This is a genomic window from Acidaminococcus sp. HCP3S3_G9_1, assembly GCF_052122455.1.
Classification (GTDB): Bacteria; Bacillota; Negativicutes; order Acidaminococcales; family Acidaminococcaceae; genus Acidaminococcus.
The window spans coordinates 70,089-81,808 of record NZ_JBQKCH010000002.1 but is presented as its reverse complement, the minus strand read 5'-3'; the positions used below and the strand labels follow the sequence as shown (position 1 = coordinate 81,808).

General features: G+C 57.8%; 10 protein-coding genes. All 10 read left to right on the top strand.

Annotated features, from left to right (window positions below):
• The first annotated feature begins 72 nt into the window (after positions 1-72).
• The 10 genes from ACTQY1_RS01865 to glpX all read left to right on the top strand — a co-directional run bounded on the left by ACTQY1_RS01865 (position 73) and on the right by glpX (position 11,705).
• Positions 73-1,392 (top strand): replication-associated recombination protein A, encoded by a 1,320-nt coding sequence (locus ACTQY1_RS01865; protein ID WP_308664199.1) that lies wholly within the window; start codon positions 73-75, stop codon positions 1,390-1,392.
• 83 nt (positions 1,393-1,475) lie between these two features.
• The gene (acpS, locus tag ACTQY1_RS01860; RefSeq protein ID WP_022486739.1) at positions 1,476-1,850 is read left to right on the top strand and encodes a holo-ACP synthase; all 375 of its coding nucleotides are present in this window, start codon (positions 1,476-1,478) and stop codon (positions 1,848-1,850) included.
• A gap of 1 nt (position 1,851) precedes the next feature.
• On the top strand, positions 1,852-3,354 hold the full coding sequence (locus tag ACTQY1_RS01855; protein ID WP_288311429.1) for an NAD(P)H-hydrate dehydratase: 1,503 nt from the start codon (positions 1,852-1,854) through the stop codon (positions 3,352-3,354).
• Positions 3,355-3,483: 129 nt separating this feature from the next.
• Positions 3,484-4,587, top strand: coding sequence for an N-acetylmuramoyl-L-alanine amidase family protein (locus ACTQY1_RS01850; protein ID WP_022486737.1), 1,104 nt, complete (start codon positions 3,484-3,486; stop codon positions 4,585-4,587).
• 4 nt (positions 4,588-4,591) lie between these two features.
• On the top strand, positions 4,592-5,140 hold the full coding sequence (locus ACTQY1_RS01845; protein WP_154488704.1) for a GerMN domain-containing protein: 549 nt from the start codon (positions 4,592-4,594) through the stop codon (positions 5,138-5,140).
• A gap of 138 nt (positions 5,141-5,278) precedes the next feature.
• Positions 5,279-6,766 (top strand): sodium/proline symporter PutP, encoded by a 1,488-nt coding sequence (gene putP / locus ACTQY1_RS01840; RefSeq protein WP_022486735.1) that lies wholly within the window; start codon positions 5,279-5,281, stop codon positions 6,764-6,766.
• Between the two features lie 172 nt (positions 6,767-6,938).
• Positions 6,939-7,418, top strand: a complete 480-nt coding sequence (locus tag ACTQY1_RS01835) for a DUF1934 domain-containing protein (protein ID WP_022486734.1) — start codon at positions 6,939-6,941, stop codon at positions 7,416-7,418.
• Positions 7,360-9,018, top strand: coding sequence for an arginine--tRNA ligase (argS, locus tag ACTQY1_RS01830; protein WP_022486733.1), 1,659 nt, complete (start codon positions 7,360-7,362; stop codon positions 9,016-9,018). Before ACTQY1_RS01835 ends, argS begins: the two co-directional genes overlap by 59 nt.
• A 34-nt stretch (positions 9,019-9,052) precedes the next feature.
• Entirely contained in the window at positions 9,053-10,672 is a 1,620-nt protein-coding gene (locus ACTQY1_RS01825; RefSeq protein ID WP_022486732.1) for a CTP synthase, read from the top strand.
• A gap of 70 nt (positions 10,673-10,742) precedes the next feature.
• The gene (gene glpX / locus ACTQY1_RS01820; RefSeq protein WP_022486731.1) at positions 10,743-11,705 is read left to right on the top strand and encodes a class II fructose-bisphosphatase; all 963 of its coding nucleotides are present in this window, start codon (positions 10,743-10,745) and stop codon (positions 11,703-11,705) included.
• Positions 11,706-11,720: the final 15 nt, after the last annotated feature.

Here is an 11,720-nt window from a genome sequence, read left to right as displayed (position 1 = left end):
GGGACTGTTGCTCTGCAACAGTCCCCTTTTTCATGGTATAATAAAATTTAGAGTACACGGGAGGTGAATGCCATGGAAGAGGACAGTCTTTTTGCGGCTCCGGCGGAGGAGCCGCTGGCGGCCCGGCTGCGGCCCCGGAACCTGGACGAATTCGTGGGGCAGAAGCATCTTTTGGGGCCGGGGAAAATCCTCCGGAACCTGATCGAAGAGGACAAAATCTCCTCCATGATCTTTTGGGGGCCTCCGGGGGTGGGGAAGACCACCCTGGCCCAGATCATCGCCCATACCACAAAAGCCAATTTCATCAACTTTTCCGCAGTGACCAGCGGCATCAAGGACATCCGCACGGTGATGCAGCGGGCCGATGACAACCGGCGGTTCGGGGCCCGGACCATTGTATTCGTGGACGAAATCCACCGGTTCAACCGGGCCCAGCAGGATGCCTTCCTGCCCTTTGTGGAAAAAGGGGCCATCATCCTGATCGGAGCTACTACGGAAAACCCCTCCTTTGAAGTGAACGGGGCGCTCCTGAGCCGCTGCAAGGTGTTTGTGCTGAAGGCCCTGACCCAGGAGGACATCAAAGGGATCCTGCTGCGGGCCCTGAAGGATCCCCGGGGGTTCGGGAATGAAAGGGTCCATCTGGAAGAAAAAGATCTGGAGTTCCTGGCCCAATTGTCCAACGGAGATGCCCGGTCCGCTCTGGCTACCCTGGAAATGGTGGTCCTCAACGGGGAACGGAAACCGGACGGAATCCATATTTCCCGGGAACTGATTGAGCAGTGCACCGGGAAAAAGGCCCTGCTCTATGACAAATCCGGGGAAGAACACTACAATCTGATTTCCGCCCTCCACAAATCCATGCGGAATTCCGACCCGGATGCGGCGGTATACTGGCTGGCCCGGATGCTGGAAGCCGGGGAAGATCCCCTGTACATTGCCCGGCGGGTGGTCCGGTTCGCCAGCGAGGACGTGGGCATTGCGGATTCCCGGGGGTTGGAGATCGCGGTGGCGGCCTATCAGGCCTGCCATTTCATTGGCATGCCGGAATGTTCCGTAAACCTGACCCATGCGGTGATCTATCTGTCCATGGCCCCCAAATCCAACGCCATGGAACTGGCCTACAATGAGGCCAAAGCCGACGCGGTGCAGCATCTCAACGAACCGGTGCCCCTCCAGATCCGGAACGCTCCCACCAAACTTATGGGAGAGCTGGGGTATGGGAAGGGGTACCAGTACGCTCATGACACCAAGGAGAAAATGGCAGCCATGCAGTGTCTTCCGGACGGGCTGAAGGACCGGAGTTACTACCATCCCACGGAACAGGGGCTGGAGGCCCGGTACAAAGAGCGGCTCCGGCAGATCAAGGAATGGAAAAAGCAGCACGGTCTGTAAATGCAATAGAAATAGCACAGATTTGTCATGATTTTGTTACATCATTTCAATAAGATAGAAATTGCGTGAAAGAAGGAATGGTTATGATTCTTGGCATTGGTGTGGATATCCTGGAAGTGGGCCGGATGGAACGGGCCCTGAAGCAGCCTGGGTTCAAGGAAAAGACCTTTACCCAGGATGAAATCGCTTACTGCGAAACGAAAGGGGCCCACAGCGTGGAATCCTATGCGGCCCGGTTTGCGGCCAAGGAAGCCCTGGGCAAGGCCCTGGGCACCGGGATCCTGCCGGGACAGCTTCAGCAGGTGGAAGTGCTCACCGATGAAAAGACGGGAGCCCCCCGGCTCCATCTTATGGGCCAGCTCCGGGTGGCGGCTCTCACCCGTCAGGTGGAACGGGTCCATGTAAGTCTCAGCCATACGGCGGAAAATGCCATTGCCCAGGTACTGTTGGAGGAATAAGATGAAACTGATTGCAAGTGCAGCCATGAAGAAAGTGGATACCAAGGCCATCGGGGAAATGGGGATCCCGGAAGCCGTCCTGATCGAAAACGCCGGCCGTGCAGTGGCCGACGCCGCCCTGGAACTACTGGGGAATCCCCGGGAAAAACGGGTAATCCTGCTGATCGGCAAGGGGAACAACGGGGGAGACGGCCTGGCCGCCGCCCGGTTCCTGCTGAAGCGGGGAGCCCTGGTGACCCTGGTGCTGGCGGAAGCTCCGGAAAGTTTCGGCCCGGGAGCCGCTCTCCAGTACAAGATCTGCCAGAGCTTCCCCTTCACCATCCTCCGGTGGGAAAAGGACCAGAATGAGGTGCTCCAGGCCTGCGCCCAGGGTGATCTGTTCATTGATGCCCTGTTGGGGACCAGTTTCCACGGAAAAGTTCGGGAGCCTATCCGGTCCCTTCTGGAAACTCTCCAGATGGTGCCGGTGCCGGTATTGGCGGTGGACATCCCCAGCGGGGTGGAAGCGGACCACGGATACACGGACCTGGCCCTCCATGCCCGGGCCACCGTGACCATGATCGCCCCCAAACCGGGACTGTACCTGTATCCCGGTGCCGAATATACGGGAAAGATCATCCTGGCGGACCTGAATACGCCCCCTTCCCTGGTGCTGGAAGCGGAAAGCTCTGCGGAACTTCTCACGGAAGACCTGGTCCGCCATGTGCTGCCCAAACGGCCTCCCAATGCCCACAAGGGCATGAACGGCCGGGTGGGGATCCTGGCCGGGAGCCTGGGCTACGCCGGAGCGGCGGAACTGTGCTCCAAGGCGGCAGTCCGGGCAGGCGCCGGCCTGGTGACTCTCTACACCCAGCCGGAAGTGCTCCAGCCTCTCATCATCAAATCCACGGAAGTGATGGTGCGGCCGGTGACGGAAGCCAGCCTGAAGGCCTTCCGGGCCTATGATGTGGTGGCGGCGGGTCCGGGAGCCGGGAAAGCCCCGGAAACGGTCCAGTATCTCCGGGAACTGCTGCCCCAGCTGGACCAGCCCCTGGTGCTGGATGCGGACGGGCTCAATGCCCTGGCCGGGGATGATGTCCTGCTCCGTTCCCTGAAAAAGAAGATTTTCACCCCCCATCCGGGAGAAATGGCCCGGCTGCTGGGGAAAACAGCGGGAGAGATCCTCCAGGATCCTGTCCAGGCGGCCCGGGAAGGGGCGGCCAGATGGGACGCTGTGGTGGTGCTGAAATCCACTCCCACAGTGGTGGCCCTGCCCAACGGCCAGGTGTTCCTCAACACCACTGGCAATGAAGGGATGGCTACAGGAGGCTGCGGGGATGTGCTTACCGGCACCATCGCCGCCCTCCTGGGCCAGGGGCTGGATCTGGGCCAGGCGGCCTGCTGCGGGGTCTATCTCCAGGGGCTGGCCGGGGATCTGGCGGCCGGTCACGGGAAAATCGGCCTGGCGGCCGGAGACCTGGTGCTCCAGCTGCCGGCAGCTCTGGAAAAAGTCAGAAAGGGATGAAAAATGGCCGGCCCGCCCACAGCGGACGGCACGCCGGCCTGATTTGCATGAACCCTGGGAAAGTGTTACAATGGCCGGGTAGTCTGGGAGGCAGGGGAAACCGTCTGCGTCCCAAGAGGAGGTTCCAACGTGTTCAAAAAACTGCTGTTATTATTTTTCTGTCTGGTGGCATGCTTGGGAACGGGAAATGCACAGGCAGCATCCAAAATCCAGGATGTGGTGTACGGGGTCAATCCCAACGGACGGCTGCGGATTGTCCTGGATACCAACCAGGCAACGAAATATAAGACGGAAATGCTGGACAATGAACTGCGGGTCACCGTGTACGGCAACCTGAAATCATCCATTCCCCGTGTCACTACCCCCAAGAAGGCCACGTACGTTTCCAAGGTGTACCTGGAGCGGAAAGTCAATGCCACAGTGGTCCATGTGATGATGAAGAAGCCCCTCCAGAAGGGGATGTTCAACGTGTTCAGCCTGAAGGCGGACAAAGTGGCCAAACGGCCCACCCGGGTAGTGGTGGATGTGATTGCGGCACCGCCTCAAAAGACCTTCACCCCCAAACGGACCAAGCGGCCTTCCAGCTCGCCCTGGCAGCCCACCCGTCCCAAACCCAGTTTCGGGGACACCTACTCTGTGGTAGGGGGCATCAAGGGGAAACGGATCACCCTGGACGCCGGCCATGGGGGCACGGATCCCGGGACCCACGGGCTGGTCACCGGCACCTATGAAAAGGACATTACCCTGCCCATCACCAAAAAGGTGAAGGCCCTGCTGGAAAAGAAAGGGGCTATTGTCTACATGACCCGGACCACCGACGTGGATGTGTACGGGCCGGACGCCACCGATGCGGAAGAACTCCAGGCCCGGGTGGATGTGGCGGAAAACAGCCATTCTGACATGTTCATCAGCATCCACATCAACGCCAGTGAAAACACCAGTGTAGGGGGATTTTCCACCTACTACCATCCCAAGACCAAGTACGATATCCAGGTGGCCCAGTGCATCCAGGATCAGCTGATGAAAACCGCCGACGTGGATGATCTGGGAGTGCGGTACGCCAACTTCTACGTGAACAAACGGAGCACCATGCCCGGGGCTCTGGTGGAATGCCTGTTCCTGACCAACCGGCGGGAGGAAAAGCTCCTGATTTCCGACTGGTTCCAGAACAAGGTGGCCAACGCCATTGCCGACGGTATCGAAGACTTCTACAACCAGCATCAAGGAGGCTGATCCCATGGAAAAAAGACTGACCCGCTGGACGGCGGTGTTCCTGCTGCTGGGGGCCATGGCCTTTTTGGGAGGCTGCAGCAGCTCCAGTACCACCGTCCATCCGGACAACCAGAAGGAAACGGCGGCTGCGGGCCAGCAGGCCGGCAAAACGGCACCCCAGGCGGCATCTCAGACCCTGTACCGGGCGGGCAAAGGGGGCAAACTGAAGGCCCAGACGGTCCAGCTGTCCGGAAGCCGGGACAAGCTGCCCCTGCTGGTACTGAAGGAACTGGTGGAAAAGGCACCCCAGGGAGACACCACCTTCCCCAAAGGGACCAAGGTGAACAAGGTGACGGTGAAGGGCAAAACCGCCACCGTGGACTTCAGCCGGCAGTTCCAGACCCGGCGGGGGGACCATGACACCCTGCTGATGCTTTACGCCGTGGTGGATACCCTTACCGAGTTTCCGGAAATCCAGAGTGTGAAATTCACCGTCAAGGGAAAACCGGTTACGGTGCTGGGAGGCCAGGACCTGACGGATTCATTGAAACGGGACAAAAAGTATATACAGTGAGAAAAAAGAGGGTGTTGCACGTGCTGTGCAACACTCCCTTTTTGTCAGCAGCCCCTTGCTTCCATTCCCCTTTTTCCGGTATAATAAATATATTTGACACAATTCACTGCAGAAAAACTTGTGAAAGGGAGTGGAGCCATGCATATGGAATGGGGAACGCTGGCTGCTCTGGTTCTGTATTTCGGGGTACTGATCGGAATCGGTGTGGGCACCTACAAAAAAGACGAAAACATGGAAGGCTATGTACTGGGAGGACGGGGACTGGGACCCTGGGTCACCAGCATGAGTGCAGAGGCCTCGGATATGAGCGGATGGATGCTCATGGGACTGCCGGGCTATGCCTATCTGGCAGGCATCAGTGCCTTCTGGATCGCCCTGGGACTGATCCTGGGGACATGGGCCAACTGGGCCATTGTGGCCAAACGGCTCCGGGTGTTCACCCAGGTGCTCCACAATTCCATCACCCTGCCGGAGTACTTTGACAACCGGTTCCAGGACCGGCAGAAGAAGCTCCGGGTGGCTTCCTCTATTTTCATTTTCATCTTCTTCCTGATCTACACTTCCTCCAGCTTTGTGGCCGGGGGCAAGCTGTTCAACTCCGCCTTCGGGCTGGACTACCACACCTCCCTGTTCATCACCGGAGGCATCGTGGTGTTCTACACCCTGGTGGGGGGCTTTTCTGCCGTGTGCTGGACGGACCTGTTCCAGGGTTTCCTGATGTTCTTCTCCATCCTGCTGGTGCCGGTGACTGCCATGTACTATATGGGCGGGGTGGAACCCACCATGGCCCGGCTCCACACCATCAGCCCCAACTATTTCAGCCTGATCGCCGGGGCTGACGGCAGCCATCTGGACCTGGTGGCCATTCTGTCCCTTTTGGCCTGGGGCCTGGGGTATTTCGGCCAGCCCCACATCCTGGTGAAGTTCATGGCCATCAAGACCTCCAAGAGCATTCCCCAGGCCACCCGCATCGCCATGGTGTGGGTGGTGATCTCCCTGGCCATGGCAGTGCTGGTGGGGCTCACCGGCCGGGTGTACCTGGGAGACATCCTGAAAGGGACGGAAGCGGAAACCGTCTTCATCCGCATGAGCGACGACTTTTTCGACCCCTTCATCGCCGGGGTGATCACCGCCGGCATCCTGGGGGCCATTATGAGCACTTCCAGCAGCCAGCTGCTGGTCACCGCCTCCTCCGTGACCCGGGACTTCTATGAACCTCTCATCAACCCGGATGCCTCTCCGGCCACCATGGTCCGGCTCAGCCGCATTATGGTGGTGGTGGTGTCCCTTCTGTCCATGTACCTGGCCCTGGATCCCAACAGCATGATCCTGAACATCGTGTCCTACGCCTGGGCCGGGTTCGGCGCCGCCTTCGGGCCTATGATCCTCATGTCTCTGTACTGGCGGCGGATGACCATGAACGGGGCTTTTGCCGGGATTGTGGCCGGGGGCGTCACGGTGTTGGTGTGGAAGAACTTCTTTTCCTGGACCGGGATCTATGAAATCATCCCCGGGTTCCTCCTGTCCCTGGCCGCCATTGTGCTGGTGAGCCTTATGGACAAAATGCCGCCCCAGGAGATCCTGGACGAATATGACGAAGCGGACCGGATGTATCACCTGGAATAAAATCCTTGCCTTTTGGGCCGCTTTAATATAAAATAAACAAGAATAAGGCAAGACAATTTATATTTTTTGCTGACAGAGACTACATAACGAATCCGAATGAGGGCTTGCTCCTTCGCCGCGCTGATGGTGCTGGCTTGCACAGGGGCAACCCTCTACTTTTGTGGAGAAAGCCATGATACCTGTAAAGATTACCATCCACAGTGAAACCGTGGGAGCCGGCGCAGCAGACCCTGCCACCCTGGTGGCCTTCGGGCAGCTGGCGGAAAAAGACGGCACCACCTATGTCCGGTACGAGGAATCCGAAGTCACCGGCATGGAGGGAACCCGCACCACCCTGAAATGGACGGAGGATACCCTGACGGTAATCCGGCATGGCCGTTATGAACATCGGCAGCAGTATGAACGGGGCCGGAACAGTTCGTTTCAGTACAGGACCCCGTATTTTACTGTTCCCATGACGGTCTTCACCAGGGAACTGGCCATTGAAAAGCGGAACCATGGGTGGCAGGTCCGGGTCTTCTACGACCTGGAAATGGACAGCCAGCCCAATGGAAGCATTCGTTTGCAGATCGAGATTGAGGAGGAAGAAAAGCGTGGACATGAAGAAAGTACTGGCGGAGGCCGTGGCCGCCGCCGTCCGGAAGGCCATTGAGGCAGGGAAGCTGTCCCAAGGGGAGATGGCCCCGGTGGTCCTTACGGTACCGCCCCAGAAGGCCTTTGGTGATTTTGCCACCAACTTTGCCCTGCAGGCTGCCCGTAATTTCCACTGTGCACCCCGGGTGATCGCTGCTGCGGTGCAGGAATTCCTGGACTGCCCCAGTGTGGAAAAGGTGGAAGTGGCCGGTCCCGGATTTTTGAACTTCTACCTGAAGGAAGACTGGCTGGGTGAATCCCTCCGGGCCATCCTGGACAAGGGCGAGAACTACGGAAACCTGCCGGCCAAGAACGGGGAAAAGATCCAGATCGAATACGTCAGCGCCAATCCCACCGGTCCTCTCCATGTGGGCCACGGAAGGGGAGCGGCTGTAGGCAGCGCCCTGGCCAATCTGATGAAGGCCGCCGGCTACGATGTGACCCGGGAATACTACATCAATGATGCAGGGAACCAGATGCACAACCTGGCTCTTTCCGTGAACGCCCGGTACCTGGAGCTGTTCGATATCCCCTGCGAATTCCCGGAAAACGGATACCATGGGGAAGACATCAAGGTAACCGCCCGGCGGATCAAGGCCAAATACGGGGACAAATTCATCCATATGCCGGAAGCAGAACGGCTGGAACAGTTCCAGAGCATTGCCAAGGAAGAAAAACTGGCGGCTCTGAAGGAAGACCTGGAAGCCTTCCACTGTGAATTCGACGTGTGGTTCAGCGAACAGAGCCTCCACGATGCAGACAAGATCCATCAGGTGGTGGATGAACTCCAGGAAAAAGGCTATGTGTACGAAAAAGACGGAGCCAAGTGGTTCAAATCCACTGCCTTCGGAGACGATAAAGATCGGGTGGTGATCCGGGACAACGGGGTTTCCACTTATTTTGCCGCGGATATCGCCTATCACCAGAACAAGTTCCAGCGGGGCTTCGACCGGGTGATCAACCTGTGGGGCGCCGACCATCACGGGTACATTCCCCGGGTGAAGGCGGCCATGGAAGCCCTGGGCTATGATCCCAGCCGGCTGGAAGTGCTGATCCTCCAGATGGTGGCCCTGTACCGGAACGGGGAACTGGTGAAGATGAGCAAGCGTACCGGCAAAAGCGTTACCCTCAATGAACTGATCGAGGAAGTGGGCACCGATGCGGCCCGGTTCTTCTTCATCATGCGGAGCATGGACAGTCAGCTGGACTTCGACCTGACCCTGGCCACCGAACATTCCAACGACAACCCGGTGTACTATGTGCAGTACGCCCATGCCCGGATCTGCAGTATCCTGCGGCAGATGGAAGAAGAAAAGATCACCCTCAAAAAAGACTGTGACCTTTCCGTATTGAAGGAACCCATTGAAATCGACCTGATCAAGAAACTCAATGACTATGAGGAACTGATCGATACGGCGGCAGCCGAACGGGCACCCCACAAGATCGCCCACTATGTGTACGATCTGGCCGGGCTGTTCCATTCGTTCTACAACCAGTGCCGTGTCCTGGGCGTGGATCCTGCACTCCAGCAGGCCCGTCTGGCATTGATTACAGCTGTGGGCAATACCCTGCGCCACGGTTTGAAGATCCTGGGTGTCAGTGCACCGGACCATATGTAAAGTTGGGCGAAAGCCAGAAAAAGGGAGGAAGAAAATGACCAAGTATATTTTTGTAACGGGCGGCGTGGTGTCTTCTTTAGGGAAAGGGATTACGGCGGCTTCTCTGGGACGTCTGCTCAAGAGCAGAGGCTACAAAGTCACCATCCAGAAATTCGATCCCTACATCAACATCGACCCGGGTACCATGAGCCCCTACCAGCACGGGGAAGTGTTCGTCACTGACGACGGGGCGGAAACGGACCTGGATCTGGGCCATTATGAACGGTTCATTGACATCAACCTGACCCGGAACTCCAATGTGACCGCAGGCCGGATCTACCAGTCCGTGATCAACAAGGAACGCCGGGGCGATTATCTGGGCCGCACGGTACAGGTCATTCCTCACATCACCAACGAAATCAAGGAACGGGTCTACCGGGTTGGCCGGGAAGAAAATGCGGATTTCGTGATCACTGAAATCGGCGGCACCGTAGGGGATATTGAATCCGAACCCTTTATGGAAGCCATCCGCCAGGTCAAGAAGGATGTACCCAAGAACGATGTGCTCTACATCCATGTGACCCTGGTGCCCTACATCAGCGGCGCCGGCGAACTGAAGACCAAACCCACCCAGCACAGCGTCAAGGAACTCCGGAGCATCGGCATCACCCCGGATATCCTGGTGTGCCGGAGCGAAAAGGAAATCAGCAAGGAAATGCGGGAAAAGATTTCCCTGTTCTGCGATGTGGATGTGGACGCCGTGTTCCAGTCCATCACCGCTCCCAGCATCTACGAAGTTCCCATGCTGCTGGAAGACCAGGGCATGGACAAAGTGGTCCTGCGGAAACTGGACATGGAAGACCGGCCCAAGGACATGGACGCCTGGCACGCCATGGTGAAGAAGATCCTGGCTCCCCATTCCAAGAAATCCACCATTGCCGTGGTGGGCAAATATGTGGAACTGCCCGATGCCTACATCAGCATCGTGGAAGCCCTGAAACATGCCAGCTATTTCCATGACGCGGATGTGGACATCGAATACATCAACGCTGTGGACCTGGAAGATCCCAAAGCGGACTTTGCCCAGATCTTCAAAGGCGTGGACGGGATCCTGGTGCCCGGGGGCTTCGGCGACCGGGGCATCGAAGGGATGATCCTGGCAGCCAAATATGCCCGGGAAAACAAAATCCCCTTCTTCGGGATCTGCCTGGGGATGCAGTGCCTGGTCATCGAATATGCCCGGGACGTGTGCGGCATGGCCAAAGCCAACTCCACGGAATTCGACGAAAACACTCCGTACCCGGTGATCTACCTGATGCCGGAACAGATGAGTGTGGAAATCAAAGGCGGCACCATGCGGCTGGGGGCTTATCCCTGCAAGCTGTATCCCGGCACCCTGGCAGAAAAGGCCTACGGCACCGATATGATCAGCGAACGGCACCGTCACCGCTACGAAGTGAACAACGAACTGCGGGATGAACTGTTCAGCCATGGTCTGGTACTGGGTGGCACCCTGCCCAACGGGAAACTGGTGGAAATGGTGGAACTGCCTACGGATGTACATCCCTGGTACCTGGGGGCCCAGTTCCATCCGGAACTGAAATCCCGTCCCACCAATCCCCATCCTTTGTTCAAGGCCTTCATCGCAGCAGCGTTGAAGTATCATAACCATTGATTTCTGCAGGAATAGCGGTTACAATGATAAGGCAATGAAAATTGCCGAACAAAATTGGGAGGCGTATGGAATGAACAGAGAATTATCCATGGAATTTGTCCGTGTAACGGAAGCCGCAGCGATTGCCAGTGCCCGTGGCGTTGGCCGGGGCGACAAGAATGGCATCGATCAGCTGGCTGTAGATGCCATGCGGAAAATGTTTGATACCGTCCACATCAACGGCACGGTGGTCATTGGCGAAGGGGAAATGGATGAAGCCCCGATGCTGTATATCGGTGAAGAAGTAGGGGCCGGCGGTCCGGAAGTGGATATTGCCGTAGACCCGGTGGAAGGGACCAACCTGGTGGCCAAAGGCCAGAACGGTGCCATTGCCGTGATTGCCATTGCTCCCAAAGGCTGTCTGCTCCATGCGCCTGACATGTATATGGATAAAATTGCCGTAGGTCCCCGGGCCAAAGGCTGCATCAACATCGACGATCCGGTGAGCGTCAACCTGGAACGGGTGGCCAAGGCTCTGAATCGGAACGTGAACGACCTGACCGTAGTGGCCCTGGACCGTCCCCGTCACCGGAAGATCATTGAAGAAGTCCGTGCTGTAGGGGCCCGGATCCGTCTCATCAGCGACGGGGATGTGGATCCCATCATCGATGCCGGGATCGAAGGCACCGGTGTCCACATGTACATCGGCCGGGGCGGTGCTCCGGAAGGGGTACTGGCTGCCTGCGGGCTGAAATGCCTGGGCGGCGACATGCAGGCCCGTCTGGTTCCGGAAAACGAAGACCAGGTGGAACGGTGCCGGAAGATGGGCATCGAAGACACCAAGAAGATCCTGACCATCGACGACCTGGTCAAAGGGGATGACTGCATGTTCACTGCAACGGCCATCACCAACTGCGACATGCTCCGTGGGGTCAACTACTTCGGCAACGGTGCCCGTACCCATACCATCTCCATGCGGTATGCCACCGGGACTGTCCGTTTCATCGACGGTGTACATACCTTCGACCGGAACAACATCAGCATTAAACTGTAATGGAAGGGGGCTGTT

Coding starts and splice junctions, on each gene's coding strand:
- glpX (WP_022486731.1), top strand. CDS start 10,743: ATGAACAGAGAATTATCCATGGAATTTGTCCGTGTAACGGAAGCCGCA.
- ACTQY1_RS01865 (WP_308664199.1), top strand. CDS start 73: ATGGAAGAGGACAGTCTTTTTGCGGCTCCGGCGGAGGAGCCGCTGGCG.
- putP (WP_022486735.1), top strand. CDS start 5,279: ATGCATATGGAATGGGGAACGCTGGCTGCTCTGGTTCTGTATTTCGGG.
- ACTQY1_RS01855 (WP_288311429.1), top strand. CDS start 1,852: ATGAAACTGATTGCAAGTGCAGCCATGAAGAAAGTGGATACCAAGGCC.
- ACTQY1_RS01845 (WP_154488704.1), top strand. CDS start 4,592: ATGGAAAAAAGACTGACCCGCTGGACGGCGGTGTTCCTGCTGCTGGGG.
- ACTQY1_RS01825 (WP_022486732.1), top strand. CDS start 9,053: ATGACCAAGTATATTTTTGTAACGGGCGGCGTGGTGTCTTCTTTAGGG.
- ACTQY1_RS01835 (WP_022486734.1), top strand. CDS start 6,939: ATGATACCTGTAAAGATTACCATCCACAGTGAAACCGTGGGAGCCGGC.
- acpS (WP_022486739.1), top strand. CDS start 1,476: ATGATTCTTGGCATTGGTGTGGATATCCTGGAAGTGGGCCGGATGGAA.